Here is a 20849-nt window from a genome sequence, read left to right as displayed (position 1 = left end):
CTCTCCTTAAATGTGCGGTTGACGACAGGATGTCTGCGGCTTGATCTGTGAAGAAAGCCTGTCACGGGCGTGGCGGTGACAGGCTTTCTGCTTTTCTTATCCTTGCGGGGCGAACGCCGGGATCTGAGCATCAGCGCCGCTTCCCGTCAGCTCTTGTGAAACAGAAAGCGCGCTGATTCGACAGACTTCCGCCAATCGGCTCGATCCAGTCGGCCGAGACGCATAGGTGGTAGCGTCTGCGGGCGGCGATCAGCCGGGCGAATTCCTGCGCCTCCGCCCCTTCCAGCGATTCCTCATCCCCAGCACCGAGGATGACGATGAACAAGCCGTCCTCTCCCCGGCCCGTCTCCACGACTGAGCTCCCTCAACCGCTCCGTTCTCCAAAAACTCAAGATCCTCCATGTCTTTTCGCCTTCTCTTCCTTTTCAGTTAAACAGAATTCCCACTCGGAGATAAGCCGATATACCCAAAACCCAAAATCAAAATTAGGAACATTCTACCACTAACGCTAAAGTTATTTTACCGCTAATCCCCTTAACAAACAACCTGAACTTCAAGATAATAGGCGGCGATAGAACCGCTAATTTTGTCGAAAAATGCCGAACGGGTTATTTCTAAAAATCCCCACAATAAAAGCCCTGTTCAAAACCTGAACAAGGCCTTCTTTCAATCGATTTATCCGAAAAGAGATCGCCATCAGCAGCCTACAGTCACCGCAATCACACCTGACCCTGAGCTGCAACCAGAGCCAAATGCCGCTCCTTCTTACAACACCGTATACAGCGCCGTGTTCGCAAGAGTGATCAGCGTCATCAAGACGGCATTCAGGAATGCGCCCGTGTAGACATTCCCCGTCCTTCTGTAGAGGAACAGGTTGAAGACCGCAGCGACGGACAGGACCGGGACGAGTCCGATGACAATTATGGAAGACAGCGATTCCGACGGGTAACCGGCTGTTCCGGTTGCAAAGAGCAATCCATATTGGTAGATCAAGTATAAGATCAGTCCACCGACGAAGTGCAGAATCGCCGCGACGTATCCCTTGAATCCGTTGAACTTCTCGCCGGAGGTGTTCATGTTCACCGAGACGCCGACGATGAAGTAGTAGATCAGGAACAGCGGCGCATACTTCAGCAGAGCGACCAGATGCTGCGGCTCGAACGTTTTAACGGCAACTGTCCAGAGTCGGAAGTCCGTCTTGAATACCGCATCCACGGCATACAAGATTCCGTATCCGGCAGCAACCGCGATGACCGCGGTCCCCAGGGCGGCGACGACTGTTTTCACGCTCGCCTTCACGCCATAACCGGCAATCGTCGCTCCGTCCGGCTTCTTCATAAGGTAATGAGAACTGATCAGCAACATCAAAAGAACGATCGAGACATTAACCGCCCAGTAGAGGATCGGATTCACCGTCGGGGCTCCGAAAAACGAATTGACCGCAATGAGGGTCTCTTGATTTTTCAGGAGGACGAGCTGGATCACGCTCAGGACAAGCATGATCAGAGCCCACGACCGGATATCCCGCTCCTGCCCCTTCACAAAGCCAACGATCAGAACAACCGCAAACGTGAAAGCCAGGACGAGACTAGCCTGGGTCAGGATTCTCACCCCGGATGGATCCCCGCTATAGAGAGCGGTGAAGAACAGCGCCGGGAACAGACCGCCGAAAATGAGGAGCGCATAGTTCGCCGCTTTCGCACCGGCCGACTTCGGTGTTGCCGTAATGCGCGGCTGCGGGGTACGGATCCCCTTGAAGAAAGGCAGCTTTGACAGCAGCAAGATGAACGGCATGAAGAAAAGAAAGAACCCGATGAGCGCAATAAAAGATGCATACTCTTTGTACATCCAGGTTTGCCCGTCTTCCCCTATCGTTACAAGGCCGCTGTAGTCCTGGAAGGCCGCATCATAAAAGTCAATCGCATCTCCGGTGGCCGTTTTCGAGAAGTGGTTCCATGGGTGAGTTTCATTCGGCTGGTAGATCACCCGTTTGCCGCCGTCCACCTCGTACAGGACCCCGGCCTGCGGATTCTCCGGATTCCCGAGGAACCCGCTGCCTTCCTCCGTATTCACGTAATCCTTCTCGACGACTGTCCGGGACGCCAACTCCGCATCCCGGTCGAAGAAGAATTCATCGTACCGGCCGGCAATTTTCCCGGTCGGGCGCCCGGCATAGGCGGCATTGATCTGCTCGGGGGTGTACCCCATCGTCGTCAGCCACCAGTAGTCCGAACCGAATGTCAGGGAACTATAGATCTTCCGGAACCCATTTTCCGCAACATCCTTCTCATCCAGCATGACGGCATGCGTGGAAGAAAAGCCGCCCATCGAGTGGCCGGAAACAGCGATGATCCCGTTGCCGGCCTCATCTTTCAGCACAAAATCCTGATCATACATATACTGCACCGCGTCATACATCGTCTGCGGCCAAAAAGAGAAGAACTCGACCTCCTTCTCCGCGGTGTTCGTGGAATGCCCATGGTCATACAGATCCAGCGCGAGGACGACATAGCCCCTCTTGGACATCTCGATCGCCTGGGCATCCTGCATCTCCGCCGAATTCAGATAGCCGTGCGTCGCAATGATGGTCGGCCTCGGCTCCCCGTCCGCCCCATCCGGCTTATACAGCAGACCGGAAAGCTCGCCGCTCGGCGTCTCGAAATAAACGCGCGAGACATCGACATCCCCGCCTGACCGGTTAAAATGAGAAGCCAGAAGACTTCCGACCAACATCAACAATAGAGAGACAATCAACCAACTAACAGGACTTCTTAACTTTTTCACAATTCCCCTCCGCTCCGTTTCACTGCAATTGTTAAGAAAAGCAGGCTTACCCCATGCTTATACTCACCTGAAAAACGCCTCACCCCCTTCTGAATGCGTCCATTAGCCCAAAAAAGACAAAAAAGAACACACCAAAAACCTTAAAAAAGATTTTGGCCTGTTCTCTGATTCTCCCTGCGGCTATTAACTTAATAAGATTCTATCATTCAATGAAAGCGCTGTCTAGAGTGTTTCTTTGTCCTCGGACAGTATTGGTCCTCCGCCTCCAATCCCGAACGCCCACTTATACACCACCCAGATCAACCCGTTCCAAACATATGCCGAAACACAGAGCATCCTGTATATCGGAGCTTGGCGACTACCTGGACGACCAGGGCATGCCGACCCAACAGGGTGTAGACGCCTGGACCTCCGGGTTTTACCGGTTGCTTCATAGCAGAGTAAGGGAATTGGGGGTTGGGCGCGAGTGGGTGGCTTTTGAGGCCGAGTCGGTAGCAAACAGATGCGAGCCGGTGGCTTTTCCGGTCGAGTCGGTGGCAATCGGGCGCGAGTCGGTAGCTTTTCCGGTCGAGTGGGTAACATTCGAGGGTGAGTGGGTACCTTTTTGATTGCCAGGGTCAGTTTTTCTGGAGCTGCAAGAAAATGAGCAAAGGCAATGATGCCTCTGCTCATTTTTGATGATCAATACCCGTCTTCCCACTCGTCAAAATGCCTTATTTTGTGTGACAGGCTGTGGGGATAGGGCGGCCGGTCCGGCACCTTCTCCCCTTTCAGGTATGCCAGGACCACCCGGTGGAACTCCATGGCAAGTCTGGCGTTCAGGTCGGTGTAGTAGACGGCGGCCATTTCCCGGTCTTCGTAGTCGCCCGGGTATTTCTTCATGATGTAGTCGTTGTCCATCGCCTTCATGGTGAGTTCGATTGCGGTTTGTTCAGGTGTTGTCATCGGATCACCTCCTTTCCGGTCCAGGCGGTCACATCTGGGGATCAGGCTTGCAGGTCTTCTTGCGCCTTCCTTCGCTTTTTCAGCCGTTGTTTGCTGTCGAGGTCTTCGAACAGGTTGACGGTGAAGCATGTGTTGACGGAGTTCCCGATTTTGACGAGTTCGAATTCGGAGAGGAGCCGGCTGGCAGTCTGCTGCCGCTGGATCCCCGCGAAGATGCGGAATTGGTAGTTCGTGATGGTCGGGTACACGAGCAGGAACCAGTCGAGGATTTTGGCGCCGTAGTCGGGTTGCAGGATGACTTGGCAGCCGGGGCAGTGGAATCGACGCTGTGATTTCCGGTTTGTGCTCACCTTGCATGCCGGGCATAGGATTCCTCGCTTCAGGTCGTTCGGATCGATCTTGAACCAGGTGCAGAGCGGGAACGGGTTGAATCGGCTTCGTTCCAGCGCCATTTCCACTGCGATCCGGCCGAATGTTCCGGGACTGATCACCTCTCCCCACTTTTGGTACTCCCCTTCGAGATAGGCCGGGATTTCCTTCGCCGGGATGATCGGGGCGTCGGACGGCAGGCCTTCCCATGTGTTCCGGGAAACGAATGCGACCTTGCCGGAGACCGGAAGATGGATGTCGCGCTCTTTCAGCCAATTTTTCACTGCGCGGATCTGATTCTCGAGCTGCAGGATCGGGCAGTCGAATGTGAGGACAGAGCCGTCTTCGTCGTGGCGCTCCAGCCTTCTTGGCGCCGTCTGATAGCGGAGCTTGCCCCGGTATCGCTTGGCCTCGAGGATCCAGATGCCTTTCGCGGTGAGGATCAGCGTGTCGATCTGAATGAGGTGCTCCCGGTCCGGTCCGTCCTGGAACTGCAGATCCGTCAGCACTTGCGCCGGCCCCTCGAGCCGGGTGCGGCGGATCTCCTTGTCCACCGCCTTCTCCCCGCTGTAGCCGGCCTCCTGCCGGTAGATCTCCTCTTGGATTTCCTCGAGCTTCCAGTGGCCATCGGGCAGGTAGGCTTCCAGGCGTTTAAGCGCGTGAAGGTAGAGCGGGTACTTTCGGAACACTTTCAATCGGGCCATCCCCTTTTAGGCACACCATAGCAGGACAGGCGGGCATTTGGCGAATCGCGATTTTTGGATTTTGACTGCGTTTTCGGGGGCAAAATTGGATTTTGAGGGGTGGGGGAAAAGGCCCGGACTTGCGTCCGGGGGGATAGTTATATGAGGGTGGAATGGCTTTATGTAATGCAGCAAAACCGCAAGGCATCATAGTTTGGCTGTCTTCTGGCAGTGAGTGGGCGGATGGATTTAATTTAAGTTTTTGGGGAGGAGGCAAAATTGAAACTTGGCAGTTGGGCAGAAAGATTGTTGAGACGACCTTTGGAGGTCGGTGCAGAGGTTACCAGTCTGCGCAGGTGAGTCTTATACTTGCTCCAAGGCCTCTGTTGGTGAATGAGTTAATCAACAGTTGGCGGAAACTTTGAAGTTGGTGTTTCACTGAAAGCCTATGTCCACTGGCATTTTGGCAATGTGTGATTTGGGAGTAGGAACAAGCTGTTGATTAACTATCCTCTGAAGACCCCAGTCCGGATGACTGTGACCAACCTAATCATCCGCCAATTGGGACGGAAAGAAGCAAGATTGATTTTCTTCAAGTTTTCTAAAGGTGACTCAGCAAGAAGAGACGCATTGGCGAATATGCCCATGCGTCTCTTTTCATTTACAAAATGAACGGTTTTTGTTGACTGAAATTTTAAATACTTCATTGACTAACTACTACCTTAGTAGTATGTTGGAGGCAGGGTGAGATAAATGAAAACCAATTCGGTGTTGACCACATTAAAGAAATATGGCTTTACGGAGTACGAGGCGAAGATTTATATCGCTCTTTTGCAGCGTCATCCGTTGAACGGGAATGAGATTGCCAATCAGTCGGGGGTTCCAAATGCCAAGGTGTATGAGACGCTGAAGCGCCTGATTGATCGGCATGTCATCTTCAACGTGGCGGACGGCTCGTCCTCAAATAAGAAGTTGTATACGCCGCTTCCTTACGATGAATTGCTGGTGGCGATGGAAACAGAATTTGAAGAGGACCACAAATTGCTGAACAGCTATTTCAAAAGCCTTTCCACAAACAACAATGTGGGCTGGTCGGAGCTTTATCATATTTCCGGCTATGCGGCTTCTCTTGAGGCGTTGCGCGAGATGATCAGCGGGTCTTCCACGAATATTTATATCAGCTGCTGGGCCGAGGAGATGGGCCATTTGAAGACGGAATTGAGTGAAGCTCATGAACGAGGGGTGAAAATCGTGTCGATCACTTTCGACAAAGCAGATGTACATCTCCCCTGGCAGCACTACAAGCATCATGAAGGTCCCTTCTCGGATCAACGGCATCTCGGGGAGCTCTCCTGCGTGGTGGATGATCAGCGGGTGTTCATTCTCCATTCGGCGGGTGATGACACGCATGCCGTCATTTCAAGCCATACGGCACTGGTCCGGACGACGGTTAACTATATCCGGCATGACATATACATCAACCAGGTCGTTCAGGATTTCCCTGAAGAACTCAGCAAGATTTACGGGGAGCAATATGAGAAGCTTCTCGACCGCTTTTGATCGGCAACAATGAAGGATTTCATAGAATCAGCATGCAAAGGAGGGCAGGATCTCGGGCATCAACTTATCAAACTGCAAAGGGGAATGAACATGGGGGAAAACAAACGAACTGTCATCGACTTGAGCGTACCGATGGATGCATTGGCAAAGGAGCCGTTCCCGCCGAAGATCGAATATGAGACGCATGAACAGGGGGCGGAGCAGGCTGCTTCCATTCTCGGTCTGGAGAAAGACAACTTCCCGGACGGCAAGGCATGGGCGGTGGAAACGCTCACGCTGACCACCCACACGGGCACCCACGTGGATGCGCCTTGGCATTATGCCGACCAAACGGCTGGAGAGCGTTCCCGCACGATCGATGAACTTCCTGTCGAGTGGTTTTACGGCGACGGGGTGCTGTTCGACTTCAGCGACAAGGAAACCGGCTATGAACTGCAAGTGAAAGATTTCGAGGAACAGCTTGCGCAGATGGAGTATGAACTGAAGCCGTATGATATCGTCTTGGTCCGCACAGATGCCGACAAGAGATTTTACGAGGAAGACTACGCATTCTGTCATGCCGGTGTCTCGGCGGATGCTACCCGTTGGCTGATCAATAAGGGGATCAAGGTAATGGGGATTGACGCATGGGGCTGGGATATCCCGCTGCCGCTCCAGGCACAGCAGTACCGCGAAAATCCGCAGGACGATATCCTATGGGCCGCCCACTACGTCGGGAAGGAAGCGGAATACTGCCAGATCGAGAAGCTCGCGAATTTGGACAAGCTGCCGAAGAAACACGGCTTTAAAGTCGCTGCTTTCCCGATCAACATCAAGGGGGCCAGCGCCGGCTGGGCCAGGCCTGTCGCCATCTTTGACTAAAGGGGGATCTGAATGAGCTTCAACAGTGTGTTCCTGCTCTTTTTCGTCGCCTTTGTCGCCATCCTCATCGGGGGCGGATGGATCACCCGCAAGTGGGTGACCGGTTCGAATGATTATTTCATTGCAGGACGCGAAGTCGGTCTGCTCGTGAATATCTTCGGCGTCGCCGCCATCGGGTTCGCCGGTACCATCATCACGCTCGGTCCGGGGCTTGCCATTATGACCGGGTTTTGGGGATCGTTCGGTTTCGGATTGATTTACGGGATCGGCGGGCTCGCTTTGTACGGTTTGTTGTTTGCCCCTTATATCCGCCGCTCCGGTGCCCATACGCTGTCTGAGTGGCTGGAGATGCGCTTTGACAAAAGGACGAGGACGCTCGTCACGGTGGCCACCATTCTCGGTCTCTTGGGAATCATGGCGAACAACGTCATGTCCATGGCCATCGTGACCACGAGCTTCACGGGCTGGTCGTTGCTCGGGACGCTTTCGGCGATCTTCGCCATGTTCCTCTTGTTCACTTACGTCGGCGGATTTTGGGCGGTCACCCTCACTGATTTTATCCAGATGTGCATCGGGCTGATTGCCTTGCCGGTCATGCTCATCACCATCATCTCAAAGTTCGGCGGCATGTCGTTCATCTCGTCCAACTGGGCAGGCCCGGGAAGCTACTGGACGAGCGGCATCGGCGGCGGCCAGTTGCCGGTCCTGTCGATGCAGTATCCGAGTGTCCTGACTTTCGTCATCCTGTTTGCCTGTTTCCTCGTTTGGGGGAACAACTACTACTGGCTGCGTGTGTCCTCGACCCGGAGCGAGCGGACCGCCAAGCTTTCATTCGTTTACGGTGCCCTGCTGCTCGTTTTCGTCCCGATCCTGATCTTGGCCTTCACCGGCTTGTACGCCGGCTCTGCGATGGGCGATCAATTCCTCCCTTACGGAACCATCGATCCGACCGCTGCATTCGGCGTCGTTTTGAAAGCGTTGCCAATCGTCGTGGCGGCATTTGCCCTTCTCGGTGCGCTGGCCGCCTCGATCTCCACTTCCACAACGGCATTGATCGGGGCCTCCAGCACTGCGGTCCGTGACTTGTATCAGCGCTACGTCCGGCCGAACGCAACTTCAAAGGAGCTGACGATTCCATCGAAAGTGATCACACTCGCGCTCGGGTTGATCGTCTGGCTGCTCTGTTTCTATCCGGGCGGACCGCTCTACTTGTTCGCCTTCTCCACCGCCTGGCTTGGTGCCCCGTCCATCCTCGTATTCCTCGGAATGTGGTGGAAGCGCACGACGAAGAAAGGCGCGTTCTACGGAGCGGTCGTCGGAATTTCGGCAACGGCGATTTTCACTGTGCTGGACCTCACCAAGATCTTCCCCCTCGGAGCGTATACTCACGTGGGTGTGGTCGGACTCGTCGCCACCGTCCTGACTACTGTGATCGTGAGTCTCCTGACGAAACCGGACTATTACGCGCTGGAAGGCTTCAATGAAACGATCGGCCTGGCGAACACGATGACCGAGGAAGAGAAAAAGGTCATGATGCTGATCCATTACGGATACGACACGATGGCAGAAATCAGCGACATGCTCGGCGTGGACTCGTCTGTCAGCAATAAAATCATCGAAGGCCTGGATAAACGCCACCTGATCCGAAGGGAAAAATACTCGGGGCCGGGCTTCTACACGTTCCACATCCAAGAAGGTCTCACGCCTGATCTGTATTTAACCGAAAGCAGCCAACGCTTTGCCGATGACCGGCTGACAGAGGTAGACTTCCTGTTCCTCGAAAAGCTCCGCCATGGCATGGGCGCCCTGAATCAGTACGTCCGGGAGACCGAGTTTGACTCCCTGCATGCATCCGCGATTCTTTCAAAGCTGATCAAGCAAGGGTTCCTGGTCGAAAAGGGACTATGGAGACGCCAAGTCATCTTGAGTCCAAAAGGCAACGGGATCCTTCAGAAATACAGCGGGGTTTCGGGAGCCTCCCCTGCCCTGCAGCAAGTACCATGACGCCATAGGAGGAGACGCATTTGAAATTCGTGACGTTTGTATACCAAGACAACCAACCGCAGGCCGGATGGACGGACGGCGGAAAGGTTTATCCGGTCTCACATGAAGTGAACGGGACGGAGATCCGAACGATGCTTGAGTTCATTCGCCATAGCGGCGAGGCATTGCCTGCATTGAAGGAACAGAGCAGTACGGAGGAAGGGTACGACCTGGAAGATGTCCGGCTCCTCGCTCCCCTTCCGAACCCGGCCAGCGTCCGGGACTTCATGGCCTTCGAGCAGCACCTGCTCAACGCCTCCAAGCAAAGCGGGCTGACAGTCCATCCGAAATGGTACGAAATCCCGGTGTTTTACTTCTCCAATCACCAGTCGATCCACGGCCCGGATCAGGAAGTGGAAATTCCGCCCGGCTGCGAGATGTTTGATATCGAACTAGAGATCGCCGCCGTGATCGGTAAAGAAGGACGCAACATCAAGGCAGCGGATGTCGATGAGTACATTTTCGGCTACACCATCCTGAACGACTGGTCGGCCCGCGACTTGCAGATGCAGGAAATGCAAGTCGGCCTCGGACCCGCCAAAGGAAAAGACGCCGCCACCTCCATCGGACCGTACATTGTCACGAAAGATGAACTGGAGGCCCATCGGACAGGCGACCGGTACGACCTGAAAATGACCGCCCACATCAACGGCAAACAATTATCCGAAGGCAACTTCAAAGACATCTACTACTCCTTCGGCCAAATGATCGAACGTGCCTCATCCGGCACCACCCTCTACCCCGGAGACATCATCGGCTCCGGCACCGTCGGAACCGGCTGCATCCTCGAAGCCGGCCCGGACGTCCAGCCATGGCTGAAAGCTGGGGATGAAGTGGAGCTGGAGATTGAAGGGCTTGGGGTGCTGAGGAATCGGGTGAAGTAAGGGGAAAGCGAGTAAGCCGCAATCCGGTGCGAGTGAGCCGCTTTCGCTCTCGAGTGAGCCGCAATCCGGCGCGAGTGAGCCGCTTTCGCCCTCGAGTAAGCCGCTTTTATTCCAGGGTAAGCAACTCCTGAAACAGGGCATCCGCCGTTCCGGCAGATGCCCTGTTTTAGTGGGAGAACCGGATCCCTTGTTGACAAATCCCTGCTCCCGCCGTACACTTTAGCACAAATATGAGCACAAGAATCTGTTGGCAGACGCAGTAGCTTTGAATTCCTGCAGAAGAAAGAGATCGGATGGTTGGTGCGAATCCGAGCGGAACCAAAGTGAATTACACCTGCTTGAATAATGCAGATGATCTTTTGAGAGGGCAAGCTTGTCTTGCCAATTAGGGTGGTACCGCGAAGCCTCTTCGTCCCTATGTGGAGAAGGGCTTTTTTTGTGCGCTTTTTTAAGGGGGAATTCGAATGCTGCAGTCGACGAAATTGAAATTGCCGGTTTGGGAAGCGGTGTTGGTGTTGCTGGTGGTCTTTGCCTCCATCAGCATTTGTATTATCGGGCTCGGGATGAATCCGCATCTGCCCATCATTTTTTCAATCATTTTCTTGATGCTGTACGGCCGGTTCAAGGGCCTTCCCCATCATGAAATTGAAAAAGGGCTGATCAACGGGGCAGCTTCGGGGCTCGGTGCGGTCTATATCTTTTTCTTCATCGGCATGCTGATCAGCAGTTGGATGGCGAGCGGGACGATCCCGAGCCTCATGTTTTACGGGTTTCATTTGTTCTCCGGGTTGCCGCTTTATTTCTCCGTGTTTGTCGTGACCTCCATCGTCGGGATCGGGATCGGCAGTGCGTTCACGACCGCTGCGACGATCGGGGTGGCGTTCATCGGGATGGCCACGGCGCTGGACGCCTCGTTGGCCGTGACCGCCGGCGCCATCGTGTCCGGAGCCTTTCTGGGAGATAAGATGTCCCCCCTTTCGGAAACGACAAACCTTGCCTCCGAAACCGTCGGTGTTCCCCTCTTTGAACATATTAAAAATATGATGTGGACGACGGTTCCGGCGTTTGTGATCACGGCTGTTGTGTTTGTGTTGTTATCCCCGGAAAAAGGGCAAAACACGGAGGAAATTGCGACATTTTTGAAGGCTTTGGAGGAGTACAGCTACATCAGCCCGGTCGCGTTTATCCCGTTTGTCATTGTGGCGGTTCTGGCGATGATGAAAGTCTCCGCGATTCCGACATTATCCGCCGGGATTGTGAGCAGCGTGGTGATCGCCTTTGTCCATGACCCGTCCCTCACGTTCAAAGGGATGGCCGACATCCTGTTTTCCGGGTTCGTCATGGACAGCAACGTCGAGCAGCTGAACTCGGTGCTGTCCGGCGGCGGGATCGAGAGCATGATGTTCTCCATCTCGCTCGTGTTGCTGGCGCTCGGCATGGGCGGACTGCTGTTCTTGCTGGGGATCATCCCGACGATTCTGCTGGCGATCGAAAATGGATTGACGACTGCCTTCCGCCTGATCTCCGCCACCGCCTGCACGGCGATCGGCCTGAACTTCTTCGTCGGCGAGCAGTACTTGTCCATCCTGATCACGGGGAAGGCGTTTGAAGGACAGTACACGAAACTGGGGTACAATAAAAAGACGCTATCGAGGGCCCTGGAAGACACAGGCACCGTCATCAACCCGCTCGTTCCGTGGGGCGTAGCCGGTGTGTTCATCGCCGGTGTGCTCGGCGTGCCCACGGTGGAATACGTGCCGTTCGCCCTCTTCTGCCTCCTCTCCCCGTTCCTGACCATCCTGAGCGGCGTGACGCAGATTGGGTTGTCCAAAAAGTGATGGAAAAGAAGGCGTCCGCGCGGGGCGCCTTCTTTGTATATAGGGCGAGTGTGTCGCATTCGGTCTCGAGTGAGACGCAAGCCGGCGCGAGTGAGACGCTTTTGGCCTCGAGTGAGACGCAATCAAGTACGAGTGCGTCGCTTTCCATTGGGCGTTAACTTATAAAGCAGCTCTCCGCATCTGCGGGAGCTGCTTTTTCATCTTCTCGCCTGGTAAAGCCGGATCAATTGGCGGCTGATTTGTTGCAGGTTGGCTTTTGTGCGCTCCGGGTTCATCGCTTCTTCAAGTGTCGTCGGTTCATTCAAGATTGAGAAGTACGCGGTGACCCCGAGGTCATTCAGTGCGGCGGCGTCCGCTGTCACGCTTCCCGCCAGTGCGATGCACGACACTCCCCGCTCTTTGGCAAGGCCGGCGACGCCCATCGCGGTTTTGCCCATGGAGGACTGGGCGTCGAGCCGTCCTTCGCCGGTGATGACAAGGTCGGCGGTTTGGAGGTGTTCTCTCAGATTGACGGCTTCCAGCATGAGGTCGATGCCGCTCCGGAGTTCGGCACCGAGAAGGCCGGCGAGAGCGGCGCCGAGCCCGCCTGCTGCTCCTGCGCCCGGGATGGACTGGACGTCCAGATCGAAGTGTTCTTTAAAGACTTCGGCGAAGTTTTTCAGTCCTTTGTCCAGCTGCTCGACCATCTCCGGATCAGCGCCTTTTTGAGGACCGAATATGTGGGCGGCGCCTTGCTCTCCGTGAAGAGGATTGTTCACGTCGCAGGCGACTTGGATGTTGATTCCCTTTAGTGACGGGTGGACAGCGGTCGCGTCGATCGACCGGATGGCGCCAAGCGCCGCCCCGCCCCGCGGCACTTCTTGACCGGAAACATCCAGGAAGCGATAGCCGAGCGCCTGGAGCATGCCGATGCCGGCGTCGTTCGTGGCGCTGCCGCCGAGGCCGATGATGAGCGAGCGGGCGCCATTTTTAATCGCGTCGAGGATGAGTTCGCCGACGCCGGTGGTGGTCGTGCGCAGCGGATTTTGTTTTTCTTCCGGCACGAGGGTGAGGCCGCACGCTTCGGCGATTTCGATGACGGCAGTGCGGGCGTCGCCGAGGAGGCCGTACTTGGCGGTGACCGGCTGGCCGAGCGGGCCGGTTACATGGGTACGGATGAGCTTGCCGCCGGTTGACCGGACAAGCGCTTCGACGGTGCCTTCTCCTCCGTCGGCGAGCGGGATGATTTGAGTGACAGCAGATGGATCTGCCTGGCGGATCCCATCGGCGACCGCCTCGCCCGCTTCAAGCGAGGTGACGCTGCCTTTGAATGAGTCCATGGCGATGAGGATGTTCATGAAAACGGCCTCCTTTCGGTATGTGTCTTCCACATGGAGTGGGCGGAGTCCTTTAATGTGTGTGTGAGCGAGTGAGACGCAATCGGACGCGAGTGTGTCGCTTTTGGATCCGAGTGAGACGCTTTTCTCTTTTGGCCCACTCTAGTGGCGGTTTTCCTTCCGGGATGGACGGGAAGATGGATAAGAAGGGATTGGGGGTGGAGCTGTGGCTGCATATGAGACGCCGCTTTTGGCGGCGGTAGCGGTGTTCTTTTTGGGGGCGCTCGTGTTGACGGTGCCTTGGATGGTTTACACATACCGGAAGTATGGGTTCCTCAGCATCTGGACGACGGTTGTCGTGTATTCGTTTGTGTTTTATTTGATCGCGGCGTTGTTTTTGGTGCTGTTGCCCCTGCCGTCGGTTCGGGATACGTGTCAGTTCCAGAAGCCGGGGACGCAGCATGTGTCGCTTGTTCCGTTTTTCTTTGTCGGGGATGTCATCCGGAGCAGCGGTGTGGTGCTGAGCCGGCCGGGGACGTACGCGGCGGTGTTACGGGAAAGTGCGTTTTGGCAGGCGTTGTTCAATTTCTTCCTGTTGCTGCCGCTCGGGGTGTATTTGCGGTATTTCCTGCGGGAGCGGAAGTTCTGGAAGCGGGCGTTTGCCATCGGATTCGGGCTGTCACTGTTTTTTGAGGTGACGCAGCTGACGGGGATTTACGGGATTTACAATTGTCCTTACCGGGTGTTCGACGTCGATGACCTGATTTTGAACAGCACGGGGGCGCTGTTCGGGTTCCTCATGGCGCCGGTGCTGCTGGCGCTGTTCCCGAGCCGGGCGGATGTGCTGGCGAAGTCGGAGCGGATCGAGGAGCTCCGGTTCGTGCCGCCGCTGTCGCAGTTGCTGGCGATCGTGGTGGACTATGCGATCGTGCGGATTGCGTGGATCGTGTACGGGCTCGTGCTGCCGGCGGGTGTGGTGTCGGAGTTTGTGTTCATGAGTGCCGGCTTGCTGATCGTGCTGTTTGTGGTGCCAATGCTCGGTCGCGGGCGGACGATCGGCATGCGGGTGCTGCGGATCCGGCTTGCCGGTGCGGATGGCGGCGTCCCGTCTTGGATTGCTTTGCTGAAGCGGACGGCGGCAATTTATCTGCCGTGGCTGGCAACGATTGCAGCCCGAGCGCTGGAAGGATACGAACCGGCATTCGGGACGCCGGAGTACATGTTCGCGGCGTGGCTGACCGTCGGCGCGCTCGTCCTGCAGGCCGTGATCTGGCTGGTGATCGTGGTGCATATGCTGGTCGTTTTGATCGGACGCGGGAAGAGAGCGTTTTACTTTGACCGTGCGGCCGGTGTGGAGGAACAGCGGGATGTGGAGTGAGGGTGAGAGTCTCGCTTGGCTCCGAGCTCGCCGCTCTCCTTCCTAAGTGGGCGAATCGGTCTCTTAGAGGAGAGAATCGGTCTCTTAGCAACAGGAATCGGACTCTTAAAAGAGAGAATCGGTCTCTTAGCAGGCCGAATCGGACTCTTACGGTTTTTTCGCTGTCCGGGCGGGGGTGCATCGGGGTCCGGGTACGGCGTCTCGGGGCGGGAATGGACGGCTTTTCTTCCCGAAAGCCACAAGGATTTTATTTCCATAAAATATATTTTCAAAGTGTATGGACAACCTCCCCGCCGCACTCTATAATCATCTCAACCCTAATAGAATAGAGGAATGCAAAGGATGAAATCACTCACGAAATGGGTGCTCGCAGGCGTTTTGGCTGCCGGCACGCTTCTTCCGTCGGCGGTGTCCGCGGCAGGTTACACGGATATCAACGAAAACGACGCGCACTACAGCAACATCATGGCGGCACAGGATTACGGCCTCTTGACCGGCTATGCGGACGGAACGTTCAAGTCGTCGAAGGACGTGCAGACGGCGACCGTGATCAAGGCGCTCGGGAAGCTCGAGCTGAATTTGACCGGCGAGACGCTGGAAACGTATGACTACCGCGGGATCCCGGCGTTCAAGGATATTCCGAAGAGCCACCCGGACCAGGAGCTGTACAAGTTTTCGCTGATCGTCCGCGATGCGGGGATCTTCAACGGCGACCCGAACGGCAATGTGTTCCCTTCCCGGCTGATCAAGCGGGATGCGATGGCGAAGGTGATCGTGAACGCGTTTGCGCTGGAGGACCTCGAGGACGTGCCGACGCCGAAGATCAATGACCTGAACAAAGCCGCGAAAGATATGCAGGAGAAGATCCTCATCCTGAAAGAAAATGGCGTGACGACCGAGACGTTGTTCCGCCCGCAGGAAACGGTGAAGCGCGGCCAGCTCGCTTCGTTCCTCGTGCGTGCATTCGAAGCGATGATCAACTACCCGATTGCCGAGATCGAGCAGCCGGATCCGGTTGAGACGATGAAAGGCGTCGCGCCGGAACTGCCGGAGACCGTGTTCCTTCTTCTGACGAACGGGGTCTCGATCGAAGTGTACGTGGATTGGGATCTGAGCGGCGTGGATCTGAATCACCCGGGAGTGTACACGGCGGTCGGCACGATTGACGGCGTGGAAGATGAAGTGATCGAGGTACAGGTGACCGTGGACGATGTGAGAGACACCGATCCGGTTGTGCCGAAGTGATCGTGAGTGAAATGATGAACCCCCTGCCTGGTGGCAGGGGGTTTTGATGTGCGTGCGGGGTGGGTGGAGCTGGCATGGTGAGGGTCAGGGGTTGGATAGCGTCTCACTTGGGGATGATAGCGTCTCACTCGCGGACGATTAAGTCTCACTTGCGACTTTTTGCGTCACTCATCTTTTTTTAGGAGTTAATCAACAGTTGGAGCATACTGCGATAAATCCAGATTGATCCGTATATCGGAAATGCGACAGTCTGGTCAGCATTCTCTTAAGACTTCCAACGGATAGTTAATCAACAGTTGGCGGATAAAGCAATCCGCCATCCTCCGTGTGATGCAGTCGCTCCAAATGATCCAAGCCCATTAAATGAACCTTCCGGCGGGCCGGAAGGTTTTTCTTTAGGGCTGGATTATTGGTTGATTCTCCGCGGGCGGAGAATCTGAGGTGAGAGGTTATTCCAAGGTGAAGGGTGATGCCAGGGGAACGTGTGTCGTGAAAAGCGACTCACTCGGGCTTGATTGCGTCTCACTTGGATCCAATTGCGCCTCACTCGCGGCAGAAAGCGTCTCACTCGGGTCCCTTTGCGCCTCACTCGCGGCCAAAAGCGTCTCACTCGCGCCCCTTACCGTCTCACTCGCACCTCACTCGCCCTCCTATACACTCCACTCGCCTTCCCCCGCCCTTCTCCTCACTCATCCTTCTCCCTCTTATTCAGCGTCGGCGGCCGGAGTTGTTGGCCGAAGCTTTCGATCGTGACTTCAAAGCTGACGTGGACGTCGGCTTTTTTGAATTGCTCTCCCCAGTCGTACCGTTCAAAATCTCCCGTCGTCCGGAAGTTCTTGCGGGCGGTGGCGTACCAGACGAATGGCTCTCCTTTGTATTCTTCCTGTATTTTTTCGATCAGTTTGTCGGATGCCTGTTCCATTTTGGTTTTGACCATTTTCTTCAATGCTTCCTGTCTTTGCTTGCTGACGGTGTAATCCTCAAGCGCGATGTTGGAGTTGATCTTCAACACGATCGGCACGACCACATCGACTTCGGGCGGCGACCGGTCCGTATTCACCTTCACTTTGGTTTTTGGGCCCTGGCCCACGACGACGGAAATCCGGTAATCCTCGTTCAAAGGATCAGGGAAAGTGGTGATCATCGTCTTGAGCAGGTTCTTTCTTCTAAGCAGCAGCGAAAGTCTTGTTTCCTCGCCGTTTAATGTCCCGACCATCCGCCCTTTCTGCATGACCGCCGAGCCGATCATTTCCACAGGATCCCCTCCGCTCTGCGGGACTTCGCCTGCCAGGTAGGTGTCATCATTCTTCTCATATTCGGGATCTTTTTGGGCGGTTGCATAGCCGGCCAAAAACAGTTCTCCTTCAGTCCGTTGAAAAAAGACATTCAAATTGGAGATGGGGACGAAGCCGGTGTTTTTCCAGTTATCCTCCATGAATTCATAGTACTTATGGGGGCGCGTTTCCATCGTCGGTTTGTTCGCATGGATGAAGTCCTGTGCCGGTTCTTTTGAAACGATCATGATGGCTTCGCGCCGCATTTCCGGATCGATGATGGCGGAGCCGATCACATGCCGGAACAGGTCTTCTTTTGCGAGCTTTTCTCCCACAATGATGGTCCGGAGATGGGAGAAGGTGATTTCCCTGGACAGAGAGGTTTGCACCAATTCCTTGGCCGACAGCAGATCCACTGCCGTGATGGTGACGATGTTCGAGGGTTCTTCATTTTGCGCTTCCGCAGACTGTGTCGTATTCACCTGGGGGTTGGAAATCTGGAAAGTGACTTCGATCTGATGTTCCTTTTCGCCTTTATCCAGTCCGATCACAGCTACAAACGCCTGTTTCTCCAACTCCTGTCTCTCCGAGCACCCCGTCAGGAATAAAACAAGGACCAGCATCCCGATCGGCCATCCGTACTTTTTCATTCCTTCCCCCTCTTTCTGAACCGGTCGATTCCCCATAAGAAGACGGGCAGCAACAGGAACAGGCCCGAACTGGATTGCAGCAGAAGTTTTCTTAATTGGTCTCCCATCAGCGGGTTTTCGGGAAGCATCCCGATGAGGACAGACAGCCCCGCCAGAGGAAAAAGGAGTTGCGGGAACGGCTGATAATTGATTAGCTTGCCGAGCAGCAGAGCGGAAATGTACAGGTAAGTGGCAAAGTGGATCGCGGCGCCGACGAACCAGAGGGCCAGAAACAGGGCCTCCATATGGTTTGCAAGCGATCCAACCATCGCCATCCGGGTCAGATGATGATACGGATAGGCGATGTTCCGCACTGCGGGATAGTCGAACATCATGACGTAGACCGCCAAAAACAAAGCCATCTTGGCTGCCGGGACCCAAAGCCCCCAGATGGAAGCCGTCCGGTATGCGTTAAACGTCCGCAGTTGGTCAGCCAGCACGCCGACGATGATGATGTCGGCGAAGAACGCACTGAATTCGAGTCCTCCTTTGATGACTTCCAGTTCGCCCGGCCCGGCGATCGGAAAGATGAACAGAGGATCTAGCTGATTGGCAACGCCGATGATCAAAAGAACGGACGTCAGCATGAAAATCGGCACAACCAGCAACGCTGTGCGTCCGATCGCCTCCAGGCCCCTGTGCGCGATGAAAAGCGCCGCGCCCAGAATAAGCGCCACCATAATGAGAAGCAGCGGGCTTTTCGGATAATACATCGTGATGACGATGTCCGAATAGCTCCGGCCGTTGAGTGACATCGATGAAAAGACCGTGACGAACATAAATAGGATGATCAATCGTCCAAAACCGTTTCCTGCCAGTTCGAACACGATATCGATCAGGCCCATGTTGTACTTTTTAAGGATTGCCAGCAAAAACATCAGCGATCCGAACAAGACGATCGCCGAGATCAGCGGCAGCATCCAGGCTGCAGTGAGGCCGTCTTCCAGCATGAGGCTGGGCGTCGAGTCGGTCACGCGGATGGCCATCATCCCGTAAAGAATGGCGAAGAATTCCCTCGGCCCGATCTTACCGTCTGAAACCCGGATCATGGGCCGTCCCCTCCCTCGGGCTCGTCTCTGATCTGATCCTTCGGGCTCATGGATAAAGGACGCAGCCACTGTTTTTTGAGAATCGGCCTCAAAAACAGATCGCGGGACGAGGGAAAGTGAGGTGCAAGCGGCGAGAAGAACGGCACACCGAATGATTTGATCGAAGTGGCGTAGGCCAGCATGGCTGCGAGCACAAGAGCCAGCCCGACAAATCCGAGAAGATGGGCTGCAATCACGAATATAAAACGGAGGATCCGCGTCATGACACTGAGTCCGACATCCGGAATGGCAAACGACGAAAGGCCGGTGATCGCGATGACGACGACGAGCAGGGGGCTGACCAGGTTCGCCTGGACGGCCGCCTGCCCGAGGATGAGCGCTCCGACGATTCCGATTGTCGTACCGAGCGGCGTCGGAACCCGGATGCCGGCTTCTCTTAGAATTTCAAATGTGATTTCCATGAGCAGCAGTTCGAGCAACGTCGGAAACGGCACCCGCTCCCTCGATGCCGCAATCGCCAGCATCAGGTCGGTCGGAATCATTTCCGGATGGAATGTCACCACGGCCAGGTACAGGGCCGGCATCAGCAGGGAGAGAAAAAGGGCGATCAGGCGGACGATCCGCGCGAAGTTGCCGAACGCCCAACGAAGGAACTGATCCTCCGCCGTATGGAACATCGACCAGAAAGTGATCGGTGCGATGAGCGCATCCGGGGAGTTATCCATGAGCATCACGACATGCCCTTCCAGCAGGAACGACCCCGCCCTGTCCGGCCGCTCCGTCGTCATCGTGGACGGAAATAGAGAATACGGGCGGGATTCAATCAGTTCTTCCATTGCGGAAAGCGTCAGGATGGCGTCTTTCTCCACCTTGGACAGCGACTCTTTCACATTTTGAACGAGTGCCGGGTCGGCAATGTGAGCCATATATAAGATGGACACTTCTTGCGGAGATTCCTTGCCGACTGTCATCGTCTCCGACACGAGCCGGTGATCCTTCACTTGCCTGCGGAGGAGCGAGCGGTTGATCGCCGCCGATTCAATGAAGGCGCTTCTCGGTCCTTTGATCACGACTTCCCGTGTCGGTTCGGCAACGGAGCGATTCTCAAAGCCTTCAGTCGCTACGGCAATGGCCTGCTCTTCGCCGTCGAGCAGGATGATCGTGCTTCCGTTCATCAGTTTTTCGATGGCTTGCGGAAATCCCTCCAGGAGTTCACTGCCCGACCCGGTGAGAATATTGTTCTTGATCCCATCCGGGAGGCTCTGCAGGCCTTCCATCTTCCGGTCCGTCTCCAAAAGAGGCCTGATCACATAGTCGTTGATCTGGACGGTGTCCGCCGCCCCGTCGACAAACAGCACCATCGCCCGGCGATTCACCGACGGAATCAGCAGCTCCCGAAATTTCAGGGCACTGTTCTGGGGATAGCGAAACTCCGCTTTAAACTGATCCGCATTGCAATCAAGGCTATCGGAAAACGAAGTCGGCAAGCCTTCTGTCCCCGTGTTGTCCTCCCCGCCTTCATCTCCGCCGAACAATCTGTTCAGAAACCCGCCCATTCCCCGCACCTCCCTTAAGCCGATTGACTTATATAGTGACAGGATGGTCCAAAAACCGGGGGGTTAATCAGTGGCATCGGAGAGAACAGTGAGTGGCAGTGCCCTGGGGTGCGGATGTCGTGAGAAGCGATTCACTCCCGTCCCTTTGCGTCTCACCCGCATGTCCGATCAGACCCTCTCTCCCCTTTCTCCCCGGTCGAAATAGCCTCTCCAAATGATCCAAGCCAATTAAATAAACCTTCCGGCGGGCCGGAAGGTTTTCCTTAAGGGGTTGATTGGTAGATTCTCCGCGGTTTTTGGGGTGAGCGGTTATTCCAAGGTGAGGAGGGCTGCCTGGGGGAGCAGCGGTCTTGAAAAGCGACTCACTCGGGCCCG

15 protein-coding genes are annotated in these 20849 nt (G+C 55.4%); 7 read left to right on the top strand and 8 right to left on the bottom strand.

Annotation, left to right across the window (positions count from 1 at the left end; genetic code table 11):
• Positions 1 to 130: 130 nt before the first annotated feature.
• The 4 genes from BN1189_RS07035 to BN1189_RS07020 all read right to left on the bottom strand — a co-directional run bounded on the left by BN1189_RS07035 (position 131) and on the right by BN1189_RS07020 (position 4787).
• Positions 131 to 352: a hypothetical protein gene (locus tag BN1189_RS07035; RefSeq protein ID WP_040226839.1), complete on the bottom strand. Its 222-nt coding sequence runs from the start codon at positions 350 to 352 to the stop codon at positions 131 to 133.
• A 413-nt stretch (positions 353 to 765) separates the two neighbouring features.
• Positions 766 to 2733, bottom strand: coding sequence for an alpha/beta hydrolase family protein (locus tag BN1189_RS07030; protein WP_257125440.1), 1968 nt, complete (start codon positions 2731 to 2733; stop codon positions 766 to 768).
• Between the two features lie 732 nt (positions 2734 to 3465).
• A complete protein-coding gene (locus BN1189_RS07025) occupies positions 3466 to 3729 on the bottom strand; it encodes a hypothetical protein (RefSeq protein ID WP_040226836.1) in 264 nt (87 codons plus the stop codon).
• A 41-nt stretch (positions 3730 to 3770) separates the two neighbouring features.
• The gene (locus tag BN1189_RS07020; RefSeq protein WP_257125439.1) at positions 3771 to 4787 is read right to left on the bottom strand and encodes a nuclease-related domain-containing protein; all 1017 of its coding nucleotides are present in this window, start codon (positions 4785 to 4787) and stop codon (positions 3771 to 3773) included.
• Positions 4788 to 5534: 747 nt separating this feature from the next.
• Here BN1189_RS07020 and BN1189_RS07015 point away from each other — a divergent pair.
• The 5 genes from BN1189_RS07015 to nhaC all read left to right on the top strand — a co-directional run bounded on the left by BN1189_RS07015 (position 5535) and on the right by nhaC (position 11967).
• The gene (locus BN1189_RS07015) at positions 5535 to 6341 is read left to right on the top strand and encodes a TrmB family transcriptional regulator (RefSeq protein WP_040226833.1); all 807 of its coding nucleotides are present in this window, start codon (positions 5535 to 5537) and stop codon (positions 6339 to 6341) included.
• Positions 6342 to 6431: 90 nt separating this feature from the next.
• On the top strand, positions 6432 to 7202 hold the full coding sequence (locus tag BN1189_RS07010) for a cyclase family protein (RefSeq protein ID WP_040226831.1): 771 nt from the start codon (positions 6432 to 6434) through the stop codon (positions 7200 to 7202).
• Between the two features lie 12 nt (positions 7203 to 7214).
• Positions 7215 to 9206, top strand: a complete 1992-nt coding sequence (locus tag BN1189_RS07005; RefSeq protein WP_052455715.1) for a sodium:solute symporter family protein — start codon at positions 7215 to 7217, stop codon at positions 9204 to 9206.
• Between the two features lie 20 nt (positions 9207 to 9226).
• Positions 9227 to 10129 carry a fumarylacetoacetate hydrolase family protein gene (locus tag BN1189_RS07000; RefSeq protein ID WP_040226829.1) on the top strand — a complete coding sequence of 301 codons (903 nt, stop codon included), beginning with the start codon at positions 9227 to 9229 and terminating at the stop codon, positions 10127 to 10129.
• 464 nt (positions 10130 to 10593) lie between these two features.
• Positions 10594 to 11967 carry a Na+/H+ antiporter NhaC gene (nhaC, locus tag BN1189_RS06995; protein WP_052455714.1) on the top strand — a complete coding sequence of 458 codons (1374 nt, stop codon included), beginning with the start codon at positions 10594 to 10596 and terminating at the stop codon, positions 11965 to 11967.
• A gap of 197 nt (positions 11968 to 12164) precedes the next feature.
• On the opposite strand, the gene BN1189_RS06990 is transcribed toward nhaC, so the two are convergent.
• The gene (locus BN1189_RS06990; protein ID WP_040226828.1) at positions 12165 to 13304 is read right to left on the bottom strand and encodes a glycerate kinase family protein; all 1140 of its coding nucleotides are present in this window, start codon (positions 13302 to 13304) and stop codon (positions 12165 to 12167) included.
• A gap of 205 nt (positions 13305 to 13509) precedes the next feature.
• Between BN1189_RS06990 and BN1189_RS06985 the strand changes: the two genes are divergently transcribed.
• Both BN1189_RS06985 and BN1189_RS06980 read left to right on the top strand, forming a co-directional pair.
• Positions 13510 to 14661: a VanZ family protein gene (locus BN1189_RS06985; RefSeq protein ID WP_040226827.1), complete on the top strand. Its 1152-nt coding sequence runs from the start codon at positions 13510 to 13512 to the stop codon at positions 14659 to 14661.
• A 342-nt stretch (positions 14662 to 15003) separates the two neighbouring features.
• On the top strand, positions 15004 to 15906 hold the full coding sequence (locus BN1189_RS06980; protein WP_040226826.1) for an S-layer homology domain-containing protein: 903 nt from the start codon (positions 15004 to 15006) through the stop codon (positions 15904 to 15906).
• A gap of 685 nt (positions 15907 to 16591) precedes the next feature.
• On the opposite strand, the gene BN1189_RS06975 is transcribed toward BN1189_RS06980, so the two are convergent.
• From BN1189_RS06975 to BN1189_RS06965, 3 genes are read right to left on the bottom strand one after another with little or no spacing between them, the layout of a single operon-like run.
• Positions 16592 to 17830: a Ger(x)C family spore germination protein gene (locus BN1189_RS06975; protein ID WP_052455711.1), complete on the bottom strand. Its 1239-nt coding sequence runs from the start codon at positions 17828 to 17830 to the stop codon at positions 16592 to 16594.
• Positions 17827 to 18918: a GerAB/ArcD/ProY family transporter gene (locus BN1189_RS06970; RefSeq protein WP_040226825.1), complete on the bottom strand. Its 1092-nt coding sequence runs from the start codon at positions 18916 to 18918 to the stop codon at positions 17827 to 17829. The genes BN1189_RS06975 and BN1189_RS06970 overlap by 4 nt, the downstream gene beginning before the upstream one ends.
• Positions 18915 to 20474: a spore germination protein gene (locus BN1189_RS06965; RefSeq protein ID WP_040226824.1), complete on the bottom strand. Its 1560-nt coding sequence runs from the start codon at positions 20472 to 20474 to the stop codon at positions 18915 to 18917. The genes BN1189_RS06970 and BN1189_RS06965 overlap by 4 nt, the downstream gene beginning before the upstream one ends.
• Positions 20475 to 20849: the final 375 nt, after the last annotated feature.

Origin of the sequence: Bhargavaea cecembensis, assembly GCF_000826125.2 — a bacterium.
GTDB classification, from domain to species: domain Bacteria; phylum Bacillota; class Bacilli; order Bacillales_A; family Planococcaceae; genus Bhargavaea; species Bhargavaea cecembensis_B.
This window is presented reverse-complemented; position numbering and strand designations above follow the sequence as displayed.

What these genes read in the sequence shown, in the direction of transcription:
- BN1189_RS06970 (WP_040226825.1), bottom strand. Translation starts at nt 18,918, where the DNA reads ATGATCCGGGTTTCAGACGGTAAGATCGGGCCGAGGGAATTCTTCGCC.
- BN1189_RS07025 (WP_040226836.1), bottom strand. Translation starts at nt 3,729, where the DNA reads ATGACAACACCTGAACAAACCGCAATCGAACTCACCATGAAGGCGATG.
- BN1189_RS06965 (WP_040226824.1), bottom strand. Translation starts at nt 20,474, where the DNA reads ATGGGCGGGTTTCTGAACAGATTGTTCGGCGGAGATGAAGGCGGGGAG.
- nhaC (WP_052455714.1), top strand. Translation starts at nt 10,594, where the DNA reads ATGCTGCAGTCGACGAAATTGAAATTGCCGGTTTGGGAAGCGGTGTTG.
- BN1189_RS07015 (WP_040226833.1), top strand. Translation starts at nt 5,535, where the DNA reads ATGAAAACCAATTCGGTGTTGACCACATTAAAGAAATATGGCTTTACG.
- BN1189_RS07030 (WP_257125440.1), bottom strand. Translation starts at nt 2,733, where the DNA reads ATGTTGGTCGGAAGTCTTCTGGCTTCTCATTTTAACCGGTCAGGCGGG.
- BN1189_RS06975 (WP_052455711.1), bottom strand. Translation starts at nt 17,830, where the DNA reads ATGAAAAAGTACGGATGGCCGATCGGGATGCTGGTCCTTGTTTTATTC.
- BN1189_RS07010 (WP_040226831.1), top strand. Translation starts at nt 6,432, where the DNA reads ATGGGGGAAAACAAACGAACTGTCATCGACTTGAGCGTACCGATGGAT.
- BN1189_RS06980 (WP_040226826.1), top strand. Translation starts at nt 15,004, where the DNA reads ATGAAATCACTCACGAAATGGGTGCTCGCAGGCGTTTTGGCTGCCGGC.
- BN1189_RS06990 (WP_040226828.1), bottom strand. Translation starts at nt 13,304, where the DNA reads ATGAACATCCTCATCGCCATGGACTCATTCAAAGGCAGCGTCACCTCG.
- BN1189_RS07005 (WP_052455715.1), top strand. Translation starts at nt 7,215, where the DNA reads ATGAGCTTCAACAGTGTGTTCCTGCTCTTTTTCGTCGCCTTTGTCGCC.